Origin of the sequence: Sphingobacterium bambusae (genome assembly GCF_033955345.1) — a bacterium.
Classification (GTDB): Bacteria; Bacteroidota; Bacteroidia; order Sphingobacteriales; family Sphingobacteriaceae; genus Sphingobacterium; species Sphingobacterium bambusae.
This window is the reverse complement of the sequence record NZ_CP138332.1, coordinates 902,405-924,008: the sequence shown is the minus strand read 5'-3', so window position 1 is coordinate 924,008 and position 21,604 is coordinate 902,405. Positions and strand designations below refer to the sequence as shown.

Genomic DNA, 21,604 nt, shown 5'->3' with positions numbered 1-21,604 from the left:
GCTAGGCGATATTAATTTTAAGCTATTTTAGGCGGCAACCAAATATGGGTAAATCCCGATTGGGGAATATGTACCGGCCGGGACGCATCGTGATTTAATGAAGGTACGTCCACGTCAAGATCTCGCAGGGAAAAAGCTAACATATGCATCGGCATCTTCATGACGGGGCAATGGCAGGATGCATCTTGTTCGCAATCATCGGGATGGCTATTCTTTTTTGTTTTAGCGCAGCAATCTTTCTCGCTATCGGCAGCGGTATGTTGCTCTGCGCAGCAGGCCATGGATGCTTCGTGCGCTGCCTCTTGGCAAGCGGCAACATCTAGGGGATAAAAGGATATCCCTAGCAGCACAATCCATATGTAAACCAAGCGTTGTAGCATCTCTGTTAAACAAAGGTAGTTATTTTTAGTAATATGCTGTATTGCGAACTGGGGTGAACGGGAAAATCTGACATCGGCGTTAAGTTTGATAGCGCAGACTATTGTGTTTTCAATCCTTTCTGAACCCACTTGCCTAGGGTAATGAGCAAGGCTAGCATCACGATAGTACCAAAGGATATCAAGGCAACATTGATTAAGGTTATGCCGAAACCGATTTCTTCGATATTCAGAAAAGGATAGGGGTAGAAACCGGAGAAATAACCACGGGTAAGCGCAAATAGCAGGTAGAGAATAGGATACCATAGCCAGCGGTACACGCGGCCGGACTCGATTTTACCACTGCGAATAATAAGCAACCAATGCCCCAACATAAAAAGTGGGACAATGCCATGCAGCAATTGATCGACAACGAAATGTATGCCTTGTGGCTGCCACAGGTTTCTCAGAACCGTTTGGTAGACGATACCCACGGTGAGTATAAACGTGCAGATTGCCGTAGCGGCACTGTGGTTTTGAATAAAGTGTAGTGCGCGTATAGGTTTTGGCCAGCCTACAGCTGTGAAATATAGTGCAACCAGAATATTGGTAAGAATGGTGAAATAGCTAAAAAAACGAACCAAGGACTCGACTAGGGAAACCTCCCGATGAAGCAACATAATGACAAATTGGACGACGAGCGCAAACCAAGTCAGGCAGGCTCCTAGGAGGGCGATTTTTTTTGAATAGACCATTTTCTTAGCACAAGTAGATTACCGCTAAATGTACAAATAATTCTAACAGGTTGTACTCGTAATGGCTGTCGAAAAAGTTGTCGACAGCCCGTACGAGTCGCTCTATTGTTACACTTGCTTGAGTAGCTTCATGCCGAAGCCGTGTCCACTCGCTGGAATTAATTTGCCTTTTTCCAAACGGTAGCTTGATAGGTCAACATCATCAGAGGTACTGCTCACGCCCTCAATGGTGACAGTGTTGCCTAATCCGCCGGCCAAATGGGCGGTATAGTAAGTTTTGAGTAGAGAGCCCCAAGCATGAGGCGATGCTTGCGCACCAAGTTGCTTTAACTCGGGCATCAGCTTGCGCCAATTGGTGAAGCCTAGCCCCTCGATATCCGTGAGGTGTACATCGAGTAGTTTTTTCTCGAAAAGCTGCCGCAGCTGTTGCTGATTAGGGTCGGCCTCGCCATCGGCCAACAAGGTGGTTATGCCTTCGCTTTTTAGCCATTGGCGCAGTTTGCTGTAGTCGGCTTCGGTTTCGTGAAAGGGTTCCTCGATCCAGAAAAGCTTGACACCGGCAATCCCTTGTAGGTATTGGATAAAGCGGTCTACCGTAAATCCGTTGTTACCATCCACCAGTATCTCGCAATCGGGAAAGGCTTTGGCTACAGCCTTGGTGACATCGATGTCGCGCTGTAAGCCGGCATCGGCAGGCATCCATTTATGGCCACGCCCGATCTTCAGCTTAAACTGGCGGTAGCCCATGGCATAATCGTCTCGGCATTCTTCCAATACCTTGTCGATGCCTGCAGGCTTGTCGCTGGGCTCCAGATCATCAAAATAAAGCATGCCGCTGTAGCAATCGCTAATGATTGGCCGCTTCTGTCCCAGTAGGGCATATACCGGTTTCTGCAGGATAACGCCTGCCAGATCGTGTAGGGCGATATCGAAGGGTATATACTGGGCGTCCGTGATACCAATCTGTCGCTGGAAAAGCTCGCTTACTTTCTTGCCGATCATCGCTTTAGCAATGGGCTCGGCTTCCTTGCGTGATCCGCGTAGCGATGCCCAGCCCGTGGCGCCCTGATCGGTGTATAGCACACAGATCTCTACCCGTGGGCCATGGCCATGCAGATCCAATCGCGCATTTTTACCAACGAGGCGCGGATAATTTAGCTGTACCGTGGAAAAACGGATGTCTTTTATCCGATGATAGTCGAGCTCTTTATCAGCGGCTGTAGATAAATCCAAATCAAAGGGCATACCCATTAGCTTGGTGTGCGCTAAAGCGGTCGATGCGATGCCTAGGTTTAAGGCATGTAGGAATGTTCTTCTCCTCATAAGTGGTTTATTGTTGTGGCTCGGTTGATGGTGAAACCACAAGATTAGCAAAAACGTTTAACTGTTATTGATGCCAATATACTTATTTTAGTTGAAAAACCGGTTGAGCAGAATTATTATTCGTGAAAAGCCGCAGTTTTCCTAACGCTCGTAATACTCAAATGCATCGATGATATCGAGATAAACACCATCAAATCCGGCGTCGATAATCCGCTTTGTATACGAGTTTTCCTGTCCGTAGATAATATTTTGCCAGGTGCTGTTCCAGTATTTTACCTTAAAATTTCCTTTCCAATCTGGATTTTCTTGATCCAACCATGTGGGTTTGTTGCTGTTCCAGCTAGACTGCCAATAGTAGCGGTAGTCTTCGGCTTCGCCGATGGACATGTAGCAGATCACGAGTCGTTTCCCACCATTGGCTTTTACCTGCAGCTGTTGGATTTCGTCTTTCGTGAAGGCCTCATCAGAAAGGAAAAGATCCATGATGAGCAAGTCGTAATTGCTGGCGCGCACAGCAGCGATAAAAGCAGCCTTGCTGTTGTACTTCTCGGGATTGATGAGGTATAGAAAATTCTTGGCCTGCGCCATGTTCGTAATATTGTTGGCGTTTTCGCCTTGTATCTTCGCTGGAAAACTCGGGATATTGTTTAGCGACCGTTCGTCTGCAGCGAAGGAAAGGTATCCCGCTGCGGCATGCTCTTGGTAAGATCGGCTCATTTTTTGGCTGTCCCAGCAATAGTCGATCACCAGTATGCTGTTGCCGGCCCGTTGAGACATGTTTAGCAGACCTCGTAACCTCGCGGTTTCTGCCGCCGGCGTGGCAACATTATCTTCATCATAGCCGTAAAGCAGATCTTCTTGGCCGTTGGCATCAATGGCATCAAGATAGGCTGTGTTGGGACTGCCCGTGCTTTCCCCGTTATTGCTAACGAGATCTAGTCCGTTCTGCGGAATAATAATAAAGCCCGGTTTCAGTTGTTTACCGTAGGCGCTAATGCCCTGCACAAAGTCGCGCATGGCTTGACGGTAATCGCTAACTTCTGGATTTTCGGAATCGGGGCTGTTACTGTCTTTTTTACAAGCGGTGAACGCCAAAAGAAAGAGGAGGATTATGTTTTTTACGGACATGGGTTTACACGATTTAAGGACAAATTTGCATCATTAACGTGAGCAGATGAATTTTATTTTATAAACCTTGCGAAAGCCGCCTGTTAAAAAGTGTGAAACGCTTTTGGCGCGCTACCATCAGGAACTATCTGCGGCCTGATGTTCGTTTCTATAAGCCTTCGGACTGACGTGGAAGTTGCGAATAAAATTGCGTACAAAATGGGAGGATGAGCTAAAACCCACCATGCTGGAGATCTCATAGATCTTGAAGCGGCTCTGTCGTAGCAGCTCGGCCGCCTTGTTTAGTCGGGTGATGTTGATTAGCTCATTGGGCGATAGATTGGACAGCAGCCTGACTTTACGGTACAAGGTGGGTCTGCTCATGTTCATGTAGTCGGCCAATTGCTCTACGCAAAGGGTGCGCACCGCAATATTCTCTAGGATAAAAAGATCTAATTTTTTCAAGAACCCTTGCTCATGCTTGTTAGCTTGCTCGTTGCTGGCTGAAAACTGTGGTGATCGGTTAAAATGCACCCGAATATTTTGGCGGTTGCGTAGCAGGCTGTTGATCTGCGCAAGAAGAAGGTCGGGTAGAAAGGGTTTTTCGAGGTAAACATCTGCGCCATGTTCCAGTCCTTCAATTTTCGATCGCAATGTGTTTTTCGCCGTAAGCATAATGAACGGAATATGCTGCAGCTGCAGGCTGCCCTTTACATGGCGGCACAGTTCGAAACCATCGACGAAGGGCATCATCACATCGCTCACAATAAGATCAATGGCTGTACTTTCAATAAGATCGATCGCTGCAGCTCCATCTAGCGCCTTGACGATGTGGTGCCTATCGGAAAGCACATCATCTAGAAACTCGATCATATCTTGGTTGTCATCCACAACCAGCAGGGTATATTTTACAGGTTTACTTGTTTGCATAGATCCGGAAGATATAGGGTTTGACATGGGCTGTGCTAACGATACACAAACGATAAAGATGCTTATCCTGCTCGATTTTTGCCTATACCCGAGCTACAGCACTATTATGCAATAGCTCGGGTGGTTAAAGAAGAACAGGCTTTGTGCTAGGTAGCCTGTTAGCGTCAGCTTGTTTTATGGCGCCTTGTACCGGAAGGTTCCCGCTTCGGCAAGCCCCGGCTGCAGCTGATTGTCGAGTCCACTTTTAGGGATGAGCTTGAAATAGCGGAACACCGTTCGGTTGGCAAGCGGCAGATACTGTGTTCTTCCTTCGATATTTTGTAGCTCAAACTCGCCCAAACTTACCCAAGACTGGTTATCGGTGCTGATTTCAATGTCCAAAGTTTTGACTTTGCGATCGCCGTTTTTCTGTACGATGACAAATCCGTCCACATCGAGGGATTGCTGCATATCGATGGATATCCAGTGGTCGGGGTAATTGGTAGGGCTGGAAGAGTAGCGGGTGATCCAATAAGAGGAAAGGTCATTGTCGATCAGTCGGTCGGCAAGTCGGGTATTGACCAGCTCCTCGGAGCTGTAGCCTAATACGGACCAGTTTTCCTTCTTGTAAATTTCCCTGAGCCTCTCGCCGGACGGACGTTTTCGTGCTTGTCCAATTTTAGTAGGGACACCGAAATTTGGTGTCCCATCAGCTAACCAGTCGAATGCTTGTATGCGTGCATTTCGACCATTATTATCGCCGCCGTTGGGCATGCTTCGTGCATGGTAGATAATCCAATCTTCACTGCCGTCTGGCGATTGGAAGAAGCCGTTGTGCCCCGGCCCATAGGCGCCACTCTCGGCCAGCATGGAAAATACCGGTTCTGATTTTTTAGTCCAATCGGCCGGGTTCATCGGGTCGCCACCGTTGGCTAGGCGCAGTAGCCCTAGGCAATAGTTATCCACCCAGTAGCCGCTGCCCGAATAGACGACCACTACTTCGCCGGCCGGATTATGCAGTATTTGTGGGCCTTCGTTGATGGGATTGCCAAATTTTTCCCAAGGATAGGTGGGCGTGGCAATGCTGACCTTCTCGCCAACGATGGTCCAAGGGTCACTCATTCGAGCAATGTAGATGTTTTGTGGTGGCGCGCCAGCATTTCCGCCGGACCATAGCATATACATCTCTCCCTCGTGATGTAAGATGCTGCCGTCTATCGCCCATTGGTTGCTAGAGTCGCCCACCTTTCCCTTAAAAACCCATTCCCCTTCCATCGGGTTGACGTTGGAATTTTCCACCACGTACATGCGGTGGTTGGCATTGCTGCCGTTGTCTGCAGAGAAATAGATATACCACTTACCATTGATCTCGTGCAGCTCGGGAGCCCACAGGTTTTTGGAGTATGCTGTACCACTTGGCGGAATCCAAGCATCGTGGCTCTTGGCCAAGGCCAATTCCGAGATGCGGTCGGTTTCGTAGAGCACCAGTTTGCTTCCTTGGGTGTAGGTGAAGTAGTATTTTCCATTTTTCTGCGTCACCCATGGATCGGCACCCCTTGGCAAAATGGGGTTGACAAAACTGTCTTCAAGGGTAACCTGTTCTTGCGGATTTACGCTATTAAAATCGCCTATTTTTTCGCATGAAACAGCGGATAGCAGGGCTAATACGCAGCCTAGTTTAATCATGGTCTTTTTCATTTGTTAAAAATTTAATACGAACAATCATCATGAAGCTTTTTAATTACCAATGGTGTAGGTGCCCACCTCTGCGAGACCCGGTTGCCGCTGTGTATCATGCCCGCTGAGCGGAACAATCTTGAAGTAGCGGAAGGATTTGCGTGCCGATAAATCGACATATTGGTAGGTACGGTCGATGGCGGCCAAGCTATATCGGCCCACGCTTTCGAAGGTTTGGTTATCTTGGCTGGCGAATATCTCCAGTTCGCGGATTTTTCTATCGCCATTCTTTTGCGCAAAGAAAAATCCGTCCACCTGCAGCTCTTCTTTCATGTCAATAGTGATCCAGTGGTTGGGGTAATCGGTGGCTTGCGAGGAGTAGCGTGTGATCCAAAATGTGGCGACATCATTGTCGATAACCCGGTTGGCCAGCCGATTGTTGGCAGGCTCTTCAGAGCTAAAGCCGGCGATGGTCCAGCTGCTACGCGCATGTAGCGTGCGCTCAGTAGGCATGTAGCTTACCGGATCGATATTTTGCTCGGCGGCATAAAACATATCGATGGCTAGCGAGCTCGGCTTGAACAAGGTACGATAGTTGATCCGCGTGTCGGGTTTGTAATTGGGCAGGCGTGTTTGATGAAGCAGAGGCTCGGTAAATACCGTGGCCGAATCGCCGGACAGGGTGAGGTAGGCTATCTCGGTTCCACGCAGCGTACTATCGCCCGACTCGGGAATCCAGTTTACCACAAGGTCTTGATTCTCCTTGCGGATCTGTTCGATAATGCGATTGTTGAGGTTGGCCGAATAATTTGCGCCATACACCCGGCCAAATACTTCGGCACGCATGGATTGGTTGCCCTCACTATCGAAGGTACGGATGTCAAAGGTGTAGATGCCTTCATCGATATTGGGGATCAAGATTTCTTTGTACTGCGCAATATCGGTACTGTTAATGGGGGTCTCAAACGTGCCGTTCAATCCCCAGGATATTTTCATCCGTACGATTCTAGCATCTGTGCTGATCAGCGATCGTATGGCGGCGCGGTTGTAGCCGGGCTTGAACGAGATGGAGTCGACCTTCCCGGGATATACTTTCTCGGCGTTTTCTAGGTAATCACTGTAGTAATAGTCTATCGGTGTACATCGCCATAATAGGATGATGCTGAGAACCAAGATGCTGAAGTGCCTGTATATTTTTTTTGTTTTCATAATGTTCAATTCAAATGCGGTTTGCATGCTATACCAATTCCTGTTATTCTACTTTTCCATAAAAGGTCAGTTCACCCAAAGCAACATCGGAATTTCCGCCCCAGGTATCCAGTGTACGAAAGCGCCAATAGCGGTAGGGAACTTGTTGCAACTCGACGTCAAACTCTTCACCGGCACGTGCATAGGCAATGTCGTCGGCAGTTTGTTCGCCCAGTGGCAAGCCCGAAGGTTTGATGGAGGTAAAGGTGCCTACCTGTGTCCATGTTTCCCAGCTCCCGTCGGGGTTTGGTTCGTTGGAACCCCAGAGCTCAAAAACTTTCGGATGGTTAAAGCGGTATTCGTGGTCTAAGCGCGAGTGCATCACGAAACGGCTGAGCATGGCCTGTACGCCCATGTCAAAGCTGAAATGCTGTGGTATGCCACTGCCCGGCTTGGTATGCAAAATAGTGGAGGCTACACGATGGGCGCCATCCCAAAGAACCTCGGTGGAGCGAAATCCGGTATGCGCGGCATAGGTATCGCTGGGTAGGTTGTAGGTCCGGAAGAGAGACTTTTCCATCATCACTTCGAATATGGGTAGGAAGGTACGCACTAGGGTGTCGGAACGATTGTTCCAACGGTCGGTAATGTAGATCCCAAATTCGCGCGGTTCTGCGGCAAAGCCACGTACGTTGAACATGCCTACTCCACGCTTGGTATAATGGTCAGTGGCGCGCTGCCACTGCCCGTTGTCATTTTTCGCCAGCACATGGATCACGATGGGGGCCTCCACCGCATTTTCGTAGTGCAAGCGGATACCGCCGAAAGTAGGCAGTAGATTGCCCTCGTTGGCAATCGTTTCTAAGGTCAGTAAATAGGGCGGTGTGAGGGTGGTTACGGTCAATGGCTTCGGATCGGACTCCACTTCGCCGACACTAACCGCGACAAGGCTCACTGGGTATTCGCCCGCTTGGGCAAAACCATCAACAACAATGCTGTTTTGGTAAATGGAAGCTTTGTTTTCGCGTACGGTGCCATCCCCAAGGGTATACACGGCTTTGACGTAGCGCAGATCCCTGTTGTTGGGTAGGTCGTAGCTGATGACGGCTCCTCCTGGAATACTGCGTACCTGAAAGGTGCTGATGGCATCTGGTTTTTCACCGGTGCGCGATGGCCCGGGTGCCTGCTTGTCTTCACAGGAGATCACAAGGGTGCTCAGCAAAGCGAGTAGGCTGTATGATAATATTTTTTTTAGCGTGTTCATAACATTCATCGTAATGTGTTCAAAGGATGATGGATCTATTGCCAAAGAGGCGTTTGCAGAAGCTTTGGATTGCGCCTTATCTCGGCAATGCTAATGGGCCAGAAATAATCGCGCTGGGTGAAGGTACGGTTGTACATCACCACTCTGCGGTAATAGGTTTGTGGGGTTATCTGCCGAATATCCCATCCATAGATCGGTGTATTGAGCTCGGCCTGTGCGGTTTTCCAACGTCTGAGATCCCAATAGCGCTGCGACTCGAAGGCCAGCTCGATCGTACGCTCGCGATGGATGATTTCGCGTAGTCCGTCCTGTGTATTGGGTTTACCGGGATTGATGGAAAAGTCGGCCCAAGATTCAACCACGCCACGCAACCCGCTACGCTCGCGGATGGCATCAAGATAGGTGAATGCTTCCTCAGAAGGACCATCGATCTCATTGAGCGCCTCGGCGTAGAGGAGGTATAGATTACCCAATCGCATCATCGTAAAAGGATAGACGTAGGTGGTGAAGTTGTTGTTCTCGCCAATGGTGTTCATATAGCTCACCAGTTTTTTAGGGGTGTAGCCTGTGCCTGAATATTGGGTAGGCGAGTTCGTGGCGGCTATATTCCCGCCTGGACGAGCATTAGTGGCGTAGGCCAATGAGTCGTTGTTGTTATTGTTCATAAAGTAGCGGCCGCCATCAAAGGACAGTGCGCCATAGAAGCGGTTTTCGCGGTCGAAATGTAGGCCTACCGTGGTGTATCCGGAGATTAAATTGTAGGAGTAGGGCGACTCGCCCACAGGCACATTGCGCAGGTCGAAACGTTTGGCGTAGTCCCAAGTGAAATCTTCTTCGATGGGCACGCCATTCTTGCTGTAAAACTTCATGACCATATTCAAGGTTGGCGCGAGGTAACCACCCATGGACTGGTTGGTGATACGTGCTGGATCGATACTGCGCGGCATGAAGGCGCGCGCTTGGTGGTCTAGCACAGCCGAACTGCGGTTGTTTACCCATATGGCTTCCGCATTGTTCTGCCGCTCGGTTACGGCTTGGCGCAGGTTCATTTGGAAGATGGTGCTCTGCTGTGGCGCCTTGGCCATGGTGGGCGCAGGTGTCCAGGTTTGTAGGGATCGGCCGGCAGCGTGTGCCGCATCGATTGCCTCTTTACAGGCTTGGGCGGCTAAGCGCCATTTCTCAGCGCTGAAGCTGGCGTTGAACAGCGGCTGTCCTTGCGCGTTGTTATAACTTGGATAGTCTCCATTTCCATTAAACAATGGGCTGGCTGCCGTGACCAATATTTCGGCTTTCATGGCTTTGGCTACTACTTGCGTCACGCGTCCATTTTCTTGTGCGGGCAACAGCAGGTCGGGCATCAAGAGCGGCATCACACTGTCGATTTTTGAAACGATATAGGTAAACACCTCGTCGGTGGATTGACGTTCGAAACTGATGTTGGCCGGATCTTCAAAGGTTGGCGTGTTGACATCCACAATCGGGATAGGACCATACATCCGGAGTAGGTAGTAGTGGAAATATACTTTTAAGAACTGCACCTCGGCGGCCCATCGTTCTTTTTCCGTGGGATCCATGTCGGGCACGCGGTGAATATTCTCCAAGAAGATGTTGCAATCGCGGATGCCGCGCCACAGCGATATTTGCTCGTCGCCGGCGGTACTCTGGTTGTTGCCATCCCAAAAATTGAGGAGCGGACTATTGGTGTTCTGTCCGCCCATAGCGATGTACCAATTGGGCCAGTTACCCTGCGAGAAGTTGCTGGTGGAGTTCAACCAAAATTCATCGCCCGAAAGCAAAGCGGCATTGGAACTCAGGTAGTAGCCTCGAGGAATCCAGCTGTAGCAGGTGAATAGGTAGCGTTCGGCCATCGTGCGCATGCTGAACGCCTGCTCGAGTTGGGCGACATTATCGGGCACGATATCCATAAATTTATTGCAGCTGCCTAGCAGCAACAGCCCGAAAAGAAGGCATGTTTTTAGGCTATTTTTCATACGTATCGTTTCTTTATTTTTTTTCTTCATGTTATAGCGTCATTAGCAGGCCTAGATTGAATACCCGCTGTATAGGGTAGCGTAAGCCTGCGCCGCCCATTTCGGGATCCCACAGGTCAAAAGCGCTGAGGTTAAACAGGTTGGTGCCGCTGGCATAAATCCGGAACCGCTCGATCTTGTAGCGACGCGTAAAATCGGAATTGAGGGTGTAGGACAGTTCTACCTGCTTTAAGCGTAGAAACGCGCCATTACGCATCCAATGGGTACTGGTTTGGGTGTTATTTTCCAACGGATTTTGGCTGAGGCGAGGCCACAAGGCATAGATGTCGCGGTTGTCTTCAGACCAGTGGCTATCGGCCCAGGCCTGCAACACGGCATTAGGCGCTGTTTGGCTGCCGAATGGTGCCGAGCCGCTGTTGTTAACATTGTTGGGATCCCACGATAGTGGGTTTATAAACAGGGATGTGCGTGACATACCACTGAAGAAAAAGGAGAAATCCACATTTTTGTAGCCGGTCGTCAAGCCGAAGCCGAAGTTTACCTGAGGCGTCGTCGGAAACCCGATGGGCACCACGTCGTTGGAGTTGATGACGCCATCGCCATTTACATCCAAGTATTTGATGTCGCCGCCCATAACCATTTGCCCGAAGAGCTGCTGCGGACTGTTGCGTACTTCCTCATCGTCTATGAATAATCTTTCGGCGATATAGCCCCTGCGCTGGTTGGCGTCGGTGCCAATACGTGTCAGGTAGGGATACTCATAGTTGGGCTCTTCATAATACAGGTATTCGCCCTTGGCAAAGGTGAAGGTACCTCGACCTTGAAACCATAGATTTTGGTTAACGCTTTGCATGTAGGTCAGCTCGGCATCAAAACCTTGGCTCTTGTATTTACCTAAATTGGCCAGTACGGTAGCGGCTAGCCCCATAGAAGATGGCAGGGCAGCCCGATCCTGCACGATATCACGTCGTATTTGTCGGAATATATCTCCGGTGAAGGTAAACTTGCCGTTGAAAAGACCTAGATCGATACCTAAGTTGGTTTGCTGGGATACTTCCCATTTGACGTAGGGATTGGCGTAGCGCTGTATGCTTATCCCGTTGCGGCCATAGTTCTCGTCGCCCGTGCTCACCCCGAAGTTGTGCCGGCGTAGGCTGTTGTTGAGGTCCACCTGCGAGAGGTAGAAAAATCGCGTGTTATGTATATTGTCGTTACCCACTAGGCCGTGTGTCATCCGCAACCTGGCGGTGCTGAATATGTCGCGAACGGGTTCCATAAACTTTTCGTTGTGGATGGTCCAAGCGACGCCGGCCGAGGGAAAGAAGCCCCAACGGTGGTTTTCGGCAAACACTTCGGATCCGTTGTAACCGAAGGTAAATTGTGCATGGTAGCGGTTGTCATACACGTAGGTGAAGTTTCCAGAGAAACTGGCATTGCGGTAGGGCAAGGTGTTGATAACATTGCCGACCACATCCCGTGGTAGCGTGATGCGGTTTCGGATCGTGGAGATGAGCATCCCGGTGACGCTATGTTTATCCTGAAAGGTGCGGGCATAGTTAATCGCATTCTCCATGTAAAATAACGACTCTTGTCCTCTGCCGTTGTCGCTGTAATCCAGGTATTCCGTTCCGCCCAAGGGATTCAGGTTGAGGTAGGAATACTGCCCGGTATTCGGATCAATGGAGGTGGGGGTGTAGTAAAATGGATTGTACTGCCTGCGGTACTCCATATAGGCTCCACGCGAAGCATTGGCCAGTCCACGGTAGCTAAGGCCCTCCACCCATTGGGATAGATCTTGCTTCAATTCAATTTGTACCTGCATATTGCTTTCTGACCACTCGGAGTAGCCGCGAACGATATTTGCATAGGGATTGAGGTATAGATTCCCACTGCCGTCTTCGTAATTTCCAAAAAGCGGATGCTGTATGTATGATTGCTGCGGCCCAACTTGGTACACTGGCTGGAAGAGTGCCGGATTGGCACGTAGGGCATTACGGAACGATGAACTTCCTCCTTCTGGCGGACCGCTATAATTGCGGTAGTTGGCGATAGCACGTACCATCAACTGGGTCGATTTGGTGACATTGATATTGATGTTACTACGCAGGTTGTACACTTTGAAATCGACGTTGTTGTTGAAGTTGTTGATGGGGTTGACGCGGATCAGCCCATCATCCTGCGTCAGGTTTCCGCTGACGAGGTAGCTGGCCACCTGACCGCCGCCGGAGATGCTGAGGTTGTAGTTTTGGGTGCGAGTGTTGGGCTTCGTGACCTCGCTGAGCCAGTCGACGGCTGGATATTGTATAGGATCGGCACCGGATGCGGTCATGGCAATCTTCTCATCGGTGTAAGGGGTGAGTGCCAAGGGATCGCGCGTGAGCACCGCTTCGTTATGCATTTTCATAAAGGTAACGGGATCGGCAATTTTAGGCATGTCCGTAGGCGAGGATAGTCGCTGTTCCGCGCGGAAGGTGATCTTGGGCGTTCCTTCTTTTCCCAGTTTTGTGGTGACGAGGATAACGCCGTTTGCTCCCCGCGATCCGTAGACGGCAGAAGCGGTAGCATCACGCAGAATAGAAAAACTGGCGATGTCGTCTACAGGTATTCGTGCCAGATCATCTGTAGACACTTCCATGTTGTCTATCAGGATTAACGGACGCTGGTTGACACCGAAGGTTCCTACGCCGCGGATGAAGAAATCGGCATTATCCAATCCGGGTTCGCCACTACGTTGAAAGGATATCACACCAGCGACGCGCCCTTGCAGGGCTCCGGTAAGGTTGCTACTTGGAATGCGAAGTTCTTCCGGATTGATCGAGGAAACGGATCCTATCAGGTCGTTTTTGCGCTGCCGTTGTCCGAATGCCGTAACGACGGTTTCCTCAATCAGATTTTCGGCTTCCGTCAAGATCACGTCGATCACATCGCGATTGCTTGTGCTGATCTCTTGGCTGCCGTAACCTATTAGCTTAAATACCAAAACGGCATCGGGGGGAACTTTAAGTACATAGCGCCCGTTCAAATCGGTGGTGGTACCTACGCTGGGTTTGTTTTTCAAGGTGACGGATACTCCGGGCAAGATGTTGCCTTTGTCGTCCTTGATCAATCCGCGGATATCTTTATCCTGTAGCCAAGTGCTGGAAGTAGGCGTCGTTCGCATAGCTTCGCTGGGCATCGTACTGCCGTAGGCATGCGCACTGACCTCTGCGAGGTACAGGACAGGCAGCAGGCAGACTACTTTGGCCACTGTGATGACCTTTGTGGGGCTGTGGTTTTTTGCTTTACGTTTTAAATCGGTTTTACGCATGGTTGTACTGTTAGATTTATAATCGTGGTTATTCTTAGCGCTGTTAGCGTATATTCATTTCCCTTTTTTTAGGCATAGATTGATCCGTTCCGCCAGTTTTGTGGGACTGCGGAAGTAAAGATGAACCTGCTTACGGATCGGTTAGTTCGGTAACGCTTTACTTATTTTTTAATATGTTTTGTACATAGGTTTATATGCTTTTTATCATGGTCATAGGAGCTGCTGAAAAGAACAGGAAATCTGAAAGAACATCATTCTTTCGCTTTATCGAACAGTATTCCTGCCTTACTTTTTAGACAGTCTCTTCACGTTTTATAATCTGGTAGCTCGTTATTTTATAGAACAAATATCCTCAATACGAGCAATATAAAATTACCTTAGCGTATCAATTGTTGGTCAATTTGTCTCAAACTTGATTAATCGAGACTGTTTTCGGTTTAACAGCGTGTAATTCTTGTGCTTATCATTATTTTTGATGGGCTTGTGGGAGGGGCTTCTACCTTTTTCGAGCAGCTTATTTTGTTTCAATTTACCCAAAAATAAACCGCCTATGTGCTTCAATCTTTTAAAAAAATGCTTTCTGGTCTACGGATTTTCAACCCTTGCTTTGCTTATTTGTTGCTGCCGTCTGCCGGCCTTCGCCCAGTCGCCAGCCGCAGGGCAACAATCTGCAGTACGTCCCAATATCGTCGTAATTATGGCGGATGATCTGGACAGTAGACAGCTAAGCTGTTACGGCGGACAGAACTTGAAAACAACACATATTGACCGCTTAGCAAAGGAAGGACTGAAGTTCGACAACCTGATTGCCTCGGAAGCGATGTGTGTGCCTACGCGCGCCTCGCTCTTTACAGGACTTTATCCTGCAAGGCATGGTGCTTACCAAAACCATAAGCCTGTTCACGCGGATCTGAAAAGCATTGCCCATTACCTAGGCGATCTGGGCTACCGCGTGGCGTTGACGGGGAAGGACCATATGACCAAGCCACGACGCACGTTTCCATTTACGATTGTGCCCGGTTTTGAAACGAATTGTGTAGCCGAGACGGATGATTACTTTTTGGATAGTGTTGCGCAGTTTATGCAAGAGGAAGAGCCCTTCTGCTTATTTGTGATGAGCTGCAACCCACACGCGCCGTGGACGGTAGGTAATGCCGATGCGTTTGATCCGGCAACGTTGAAATTGCCCGCACATTGGGTGGATACAGAGCCCACACGGCGTCAATTTGCGCGTTACTTGGCCGAAGTGCAGCGGCTGGACGATCAGGTGGGGGATGTATTGGCTTTATTGGAATCAAAAAATCAATTGGATAATACGCTGGTTATTTTCTTGGGCGAACAGGGACCGCAGTTTCCGGGAGGAAAATGGACGCTGTATGACAATGGACAACGGAGCTCCATGATTATCCGATGGCCCAAGGCAATTCCTGCTGGCCGGCAAACGGATGCGCTGTTGCAGTATGAGGATATCACGCCGACCTTGATCGATATTGCTGGCGGAACACCGGATAAGGACTTGGATGGCCGTAGTTTTCGGGCTTTGATCGATGGTAAAGAAGGGCAGCATCGTAAATTTGCCTTTGGCATACACAACAATATCCCGGAAGGACCGGCATTCCCGATGCGTAGCATACGGGATAAACGTTACAAGTTGATCTGGAACTTGCTGGCCGAGGAGGATTACCACATCAAATACATGACCAACACGAATAATAAAGGGCAGGTGTTTAGCTCTTGGCGGCAGCGGGCGGCAACAGATGAAAAGGCGCGTTTCTTGGCGGATAGAATTGTGAAACATCCCCGACTTGAATTCTATGACCTGCAAGAAGATCCCAATGAATTGAACAATTTGGCGGATCAGCAAAGGTATAAGAAAAGGATTGGAACAATGGAGCGGGCCTTGAAAAAATGGATGGAACAACAGCAGGATAGCGGGGTGGCGATGGATAAACCTTTTTGATAATTAAAGAAAGCATTCCCGTTTAACAAACAGGCGCTTTACCTTTTTCTTAGGTAGAGCGCCTGTTTTTTTTGTGTTTGCGTTACTTATTCGGTTATATTTTCGTCGGCTACAGCCTCTTCCCAGGTTTCCCATTTTGGCGTAGCGGCGTTGTAGCCGTTGTAGCCAAAGTTTTGGCTGAGCTGTCCACGTTTGTTACCGGTAATGGCTGCTTCTGGAATGGGCCAGTACATGTTCTTCTTATCCATGGTGTAGTTCGGATTGTTGTTACCGGTCGAGTTGATGGATATAGGGCCTTTATTGTACATGCTGTAATGCACGATACGTTGGTACCAGTAGCTTCCACCTTGGTTATCGGTGCCGGTTTGTTTATCGAATGTTTCCAAGTTGTAGGTGTTTCCCCATTCGTCTGGTCTGCCGCTGCGGGCAAGGCATAGGGATACGCGCTTCAGCTCTACATTACGCCATTCTTCCCAATACAGCTCGCGTGCGCGCTCGTTCATGATGTCGCCAATAGTGACGGCGCCTTGATAGAGCTGCGTACATTGGGCACGTTGACGGATGATATTGAGGTCGTCTTTAATCGTTGCATCGCCCGGGTTTAGGTAATATTTTGCTTCGGCGCGGAGCAGGTAGGCTTCCGGAAGACGGTAGAGGTACCAGTCGGCGACGGCACCATTGGTGGCGCCGCGATGCCCATCGGATCCGACGATGTTAGCCTCACTAACGGGATCATCCAAATAAAACTTGTAATGGGGTACATCAAACCAGCGACGGATAGTATCGCTACAAAGAAGGCGATCGTTATCGGGATTGAATAGGGTAAGTGGCTTTCCAAATTCGGATGACTCGCGGTTGTTTACTTTGTAGTCTTCCATACGTATCCAGTTTCCACTAGCCGAGCTATGGCGTAGGTCAGTGGCATCCATCATTCCATTGACACGCCACAGGTTCTTGGTTTGAAAGCTGGTAGGCCTGAAGGTAGCAATACCGCGTCCGAAAGCGCGCATATAGTCATAGCTTGCATTGTAGTTGGCGGTGTTGCGTCGAATGTTTAACAGAGCCTGCTTACCGTCTTTGGTTTGTATACGATTATCAAATACAAAAGGATAGAGGATGCGCATGGTTAGCATTTTGACGAACGATTCCGCTTCGGCACCCCGATTAGGCAGACCCATGATGACTTCGCGGTTGCTGGCAATCAATTTGTTTTCGGGTCGATGTAAATCCCAGATCACATTGCGCGTAATAGGCCATGTTTGCGCTTCACCGCCATCGTTGAAGGTGCCGAAGTTATCTTGCATTAACGCGTAGCCCGATTCATTGATCAAGATGTCGGTCTGCTCTTTTGCTTTTGCATATTCACCTATGGCTAAGTAGCATTTGGCGAGCAGCATGCGACAGGCTCCTTTGTTGACCATGCCTACTAAACCGATTTCACTTTGATTGGGTACCCATTCTACCGCAAGCTCCATATCGCGGGTAATCATCTGTAGGATGGCGTCGCGTTTTGTACTACGGTAGTTTTGTTTTGGAGATTCCAACAGGCTAGCGACTAGCGGCACGTCCCCAAATTGAAACACGAGTGCCATGTAGCGGAATGCACGATGGAAATACGCTCTTCCTTTGTACACATTCTTCGTTGCTTCATCAAGTTCCTGCACCCCATCTACATAATGGATAATGGTGTTGGCAAACATAATGCCTTTGTACGTTTCTTCCCACAAATACCAGATACTGTTGGTACGGTCGAGGTTTTGGTAGGAGGTTTCGCTTGTTGGCGTCAACATATTAGCGATGTCGCAGAGCATGTTGCGCTTATCGGTGGCACCGGCAACCATCAGCTCGGAGAAGATATATTCGGTTCCAAGCGTAAGCATCTCGTTATGATCCGTCGCCCAATACAACTTGAGGTGCCGATCAGAGATGGCCATGGCCGACATCAATCCCGCTTCGGTGGTGAAGGTGGCGTTAGGCTCGTAAAACGAGAGTGGCTTTGGGGTAAGGAAGTCTTTGCTACAGCTGCTGGCGGCAAGCATACCGCCCATTAGCAGTGCGAAGGATATGGTGTTTATTTTTTTTAATTTCATCATCAAATCATTTAATACATATTATCCTGTAAAGGATTAAAAAACAAGATTAAGACCGAGATTGTACAGTCGAGTGGATAAACCTCCACCTTGATCAAACGCCGGATTGGCCTCCGGATCGCCATATTCCCAATCCTTTGCCCAAGTGGCTACATTCCTGATTGTTCCGAATATTTTGACACGGTTGAGCTGCCAGCGAGATGTCCATGCCTGCGGTAGCGTGTAGCCCACCGAAATGTTTTCAAGTCGGATAAAGGAACGATCGTAGAGTTTTCCGGCAGAGGCGGCGCCAGTAGGACCAGCGGCTTCGATACGACCATATTCGTTTGTTGGATTGTCTGGCGTCCAGTATTCTTTATAAGGTAAATTAGCCATCCCATATTGCATACGCCCACCGTCATCGTCGTTGTTGAGGTAGTCGCCAAATAGGCTTTTGTGGCCCATGTAGGAATAGATATTGAAAGAAAGATTCAAGTTTTTCCACAGCACAAATTCGTTGCGGAACGACCAGTGGTAGGGCGCTATGCTTTGTCCGAGAAACTCTTTGTCAAAATTGTTGTACACATGGGTTACAGAACCGTCTGCATTGACAACATCATCGCCTGTGTAGTTGTTAGCCACCTTGGGATCGCCCGGTTTTTGTCCGTAACGAGCGGCTTCCTCGACTTCATTGGCCTGCCAAATGCCGGTAACCCGGTAGTTCCAGATAACACCTATTGGTTGGCCGATAAACCAGTTGTTCTGCAAGTCATCGGCTTCTTTCTGACCTACCACATTGCCCTGTTCGTCTAGGACATCCTCATAGTCGTAATAGAGGTTTTTGATGGTGTTTTTATTGTAAGAGAAGCCAAGGGTGGTCGACCATTGAAAATTATCCTTGCGGATGTTGACGGTGTTTAGCGCTAGCTCAATCCCACTGTTATCTACACGACCTAAGTTTGTTGCAATACCCTGAAACCCGGTGAAGCTAGGTAGGCGCTCGTTCATAATCATGTCCTGCGTAATGGTTTTGTAGTATTCAAACGTACCGGAGATCCGATCGTTAAATAGACCGAAGTCAAGACCTACATTCCAAGAGTCTGTTTTCTCCCAGCGTAAGTTGGGATTGGCTAATCGATCCATCATCAGATAGCGGTAGAGTGATAAATCGCCAGAACTGTTGATGTACCCATGCATCTTACCGCCACCTGCCGAAAGGTTGGCCAAGGCAAAGTAGGGGTTGCCAAGGGCACGGTTTCCATTCTCGCCATAGGAAAGACGCAGTTTACCGCTGCTCATGATATGCTTCCATTTGAAGAAATTTTCATTGCTGAATACCCATGCACCTGATATGGAACGGAAGGTAGCATACGGATTGGATGTGCCAAAAGCGGAGGATCCATCACGACGGATGGAGGTGGTCAAGAGATAGCGGTCGTCATAGGAATAGAAGAGGCGAGCTAAAAGTGCATCGGCTGTTTCTTGCGTATCTTCATTGGAGAAATTACTATCCTGCTTGGAACCGTAGCCTACATTGTGAAATCCTAAGGCGTCGGAGGGTAAAATATTGCGTGCTTCAATACGATCGCGCCATAAGCGTAGTTCTTCGGCTTCTTGAACGAGCGTTACGGTAAAACGGTGCTTATCGGCAAAGGTTTTATCCCAGCTGATGGTATTGTTCAACGACCAATCCAAGCGTTTGGCCTGTTCCCGGTTTGCTCCACGTGTTGCGGGATTAGAACCCGGTAGCTCCGCTGACATAAAGTAGCGATCGTAGAAAAACTGAAAACGAGGTGAAGCATTGAAGGAATAGCTGATATTGAAAGGCAACTTAATTTTAGCATAAAGTATGCTGTTCAACACCGTGTATCCTTTGTCAAGCTCGAGGTATTGGCGCTGGAAATCGTAGTTGTAACCACGTTGGCTATATTCTGGGCTTAAAGGAAACTGCGTAGGATTCCCCATTTCGTCGGCATAATCCGCAAAAGGACTGTTACGCATGGATTGATCGAGATCAATGCCGATATTGCCATCCGACCGATCTTGGAAGTTAATATTTGCTCCTACCTCAAACCAGCTGGTCACTTTGGTATCCACCTTCATATTGGCGCGTATGGCGCGGTAGGCGTCGCTCACTTCGGCGCCTTGATTTTGCAAATACCCCATAGATAGGTAGTAGTTGCTGCGTTCACTAGCACCGCTTACGCTGATGTTGTAATCCTGATCGAAACCATTCCGGTAGGTATGGTCGCGCCAATCCACCGTCTTGCCATCTAGAAAATTCTGCAGTATATTGCCGTTAAATCCTAACCTGCGTGCCCAGATGCTAAGATCGGACTGATCGCCAACGTTTTGGTCGTAACCCCGCCAATCTTCCAAAGCAACGGAGGAAGGTAGTCGATCGGGGCGCATAAAATAGCCGGGTCTATCGGTATAGCTACCCGCTTGGTAGGCCTCATAGGCTCCCGTTTCGGGGTTAACGCCATAGGTGTTTTTCGTTAACCAGTCTTCGCGATGTTGAAGGTAACCTTCGACACTGAAGCGCTCCCGGAAATTGGCGAGCGTTGTGGTGCCGATATTTGTGGTCATGTTGATGACGGGCTTCCCTTGTTTTCCTTTTTTCGTACTGATAATGATGACACCGGAAGCTGATTTTGATCCGTAGATGGCTGCTGCCGAAGCATCTTTGAGTACGTCGATTTGCTCAATGTCGTCGGGATTGATTTCGGACAGTTCGCCATAGAAGGGCATACCATCGAGAATAAGCAGTGGACTATTGCGTCCACCGGCATCAAACACGGAGCGCTGCCCACGAACGTTGATGCCGCCGCCACCTTTTGCTGAAGCGTTGTAGCCTACTCGAATTCCTGGCGTGCCGCGAAGGATATCCTGCACGGTCTTCGGGTTTTCATTGGCAATTTTGTCGGGACGGATTTGGATGATAGAGCCTGTAAGGTCTTTTTTCTGCATAGCTCCATAGCCGACGACGACGACTTCATCCAGAGATTCATTGGTCGGTGTGAGCGCAATTTGAAGGGTGGTCCTGTTCTCCAACGGAATCGTTTGGCTGCTATAGCCTATGGAAGATATGAGTAATATCGCATTTCGGGGAGCCTGTATAGCGAATTTCCCATTGAGGTCGCTGCTTGTCGCGGCGTCGCTCTGCTGTATTTTGACCACGGCGCCCTGTATGGGCGTTCCGGTTGTCGCATCGGTTACGGTGCCGCTTATGGAAGCCTCTTGAGCATCCACCTGCACCGGGATGAGGTAGCAGCATAGCAATAAAACGAGCGTTTTTAATCGCACGAGTTTACTGGTATGCCGAAGCATGTACGTGTTTATCATAGGTTTATGTTTTGATGTTCTTAAATTAGGGTTATGCTAGTCAAGTCCGCGGGCAACCGCGAGGTATGTGATTTTTGTTTACATGGTTTCCCTCTCTTTGGTTTTGTGTTATGCGTCAACAGCTGCTTCTCCGGTCGTGTGCGTTAGCGGGCACATAAGCATAGTTTAAGCAAGATAGGCCATTCGGATGGTACCGGCTGCTTAATGAAGAAGAACAGTGTTGCGGTGTCGTTTATTAATTTGTTAACTGTTCTTCAAAGTAAAGCAATGGAAATTGTAAAAATTGTTCATCTTTTTGTCGTTCTGTCTCAAATTTATTGTGCAGTTCGCTCAAATGCAGGTGCATGAAGCTA

The 21,604-nt window shown here is 49.0% G+C and carries 13 protein-coding genes; 1 reads left to right on the top strand and 12 read right to left on the bottom strand.

Going from position 1 to position 21,604, the window contains the following annotated elements:
* Nucleotides 1-17: 17 nt before the first annotated feature.
* The 10 genes from SCB77_RS03810 to SCB77_RS03765 form a co-directional block, all read right to left on the bottom strand.
* A complete protein-coding gene (locus SCB77_RS03810; RefSeq protein ID WP_320185100.1) occupies nucleotides 18-380 on the bottom strand; it encodes a hypothetical protein in 363 nt (120 codons plus the stop codon).
* A gap of 98 nt (nucleotides 381-478) precedes the next feature.
* Nucleotides 479-1,111 (bottom strand): Pr6Pr family membrane protein, encoded by a 633-nt coding sequence (locus tag SCB77_RS03805; RefSeq protein ID WP_320185099.1) that lies wholly within the window; start codon nucleotides 1,109-1,111, stop codon nucleotides 479-481.
* Nucleotides 1,112-1,219: 108 nt separating this feature from the next.
* Nucleotides 1,220-2,434, bottom strand: a complete 1,215-nt coding sequence (locus tag SCB77_RS03800) for an enolase C-terminal domain-like protein (protein WP_320185098.1) — start codon at nucleotides 2,432-2,434, stop codon at nucleotides 1,220-1,222.
* A gap of 141 nt (nucleotides 2,435-2,575) precedes the next feature.
* Nucleotides 2,576-3,562, bottom strand: coding sequence for an endo alpha-1,4 polygalactosaminidase (locus SCB77_RS03795; protein WP_320185097.1), 987 nt, complete (start codon nucleotides 3,560-3,562; stop codon nucleotides 2,576-2,578).
* Nucleotides 3,563-3,679: 117 nt separating this feature from the next.
* Nucleotides 3,680-4,471: a response regulator transcription factor gene (locus tag SCB77_RS03790; RefSeq protein ID WP_320185096.1), complete on the bottom strand. Its 792-nt coding sequence runs from the start codon at nucleotides 4,469-4,471 to the stop codon at nucleotides 3,680-3,682.
* Between the two features lie 174 nt (nucleotides 4,472-4,645).
* Nucleotides 4,646-6,148, bottom strand: a complete 1,503-nt coding sequence (locus SCB77_RS03785; RefSeq protein ID WP_320185095.1) for a family 43 glycosylhydrolase — start codon at nucleotides 6,146-6,148, stop codon at nucleotides 4,646-4,648.
* 39 nt (nucleotides 6,149-6,187) lie between these two features.
* Entirely contained in the window at nucleotides 6,188-7,336 is a 1,149-nt protein-coding gene (locus SCB77_RS03780) for a DUF4998 domain-containing protein (protein WP_320185094.1), read from the bottom strand.
* Between the two features lie 43 nt (nucleotides 7,337-7,379).
* Nucleotides 7,380-8,579, bottom strand: coding sequence for a DUF5000 domain-containing lipoprotein (locus SCB77_RS03775; RefSeq protein WP_320185093.1), 1,200 nt, complete (start codon nucleotides 8,577-8,579; stop codon nucleotides 7,380-7,382).
* A gap of 35 nt (nucleotides 8,580-8,614) precedes the next feature.
* The gene (locus SCB77_RS03770; protein ID WP_320185092.1) at nucleotides 8,615-10,600 is read right to left on the bottom strand and encodes a RagB/SusD family nutrient uptake outer membrane protein; all 1,986 of its coding nucleotides are present in this window, start codon (nucleotides 10,598-10,600) and stop codon (nucleotides 8,615-8,617) included.
* 1 nt (nucleotide 10,601) lies between these two features.
* Nucleotides 10,602-13,877: a SusC/RagA family TonB-linked outer membrane protein gene (locus SCB77_RS03765; RefSeq protein ID WP_320185091.1), complete on the bottom strand. Its 3,276-nt coding sequence runs from the start codon at nucleotides 13,875-13,877 to the stop codon at nucleotides 10,602-10,604.
* 550 nt (nucleotides 13,878-14,427) lie between these two features.
* Between SCB77_RS03765 and SCB77_RS03760 the strand changes: the two genes are divergently transcribed.
* Nucleotides 14,428-15,837, top strand: a complete 1,410-nt coding sequence (locus SCB77_RS03760; protein WP_320185090.1) for a sulfatase family protein — start codon at nucleotides 14,428-14,430, stop codon at nucleotides 15,835-15,837.
* An 86-nt stretch (nucleotides 15,838-15,923) separates the two neighbouring features.
* Here SCB77_RS03760 and SCB77_RS03755 read toward each other — a convergent pair whose 3' ends face one another.
* Both SCB77_RS03755 and SCB77_RS03750 read right to left on the bottom strand, forming a co-directional pair.
* Nucleotides 15,924-17,930 carry a RagB/SusD family nutrient uptake outer membrane protein gene (locus tag SCB77_RS03755; RefSeq protein WP_320185089.1) on the bottom strand — a complete coding sequence of 669 codons (2,007 nt, stop codon included), beginning with the start codon at nucleotides 17,928-17,930 and terminating at the stop codon, nucleotides 15,924-15,926.
* A 33-nt stretch (nucleotides 17,931-17,963) separates the two neighbouring features.
* Nucleotides 17,964-21,251: a SusC/RagA family TonB-linked outer membrane protein gene (locus SCB77_RS03750; protein ID WP_320185088.1), complete on the bottom strand. Its 3,288-nt coding sequence runs from the start codon at nucleotides 21,249-21,251 to the stop codon at nucleotides 17,964-17,966.
* Nucleotides 21,252-21,604: the final 353 nt, after the last annotated feature.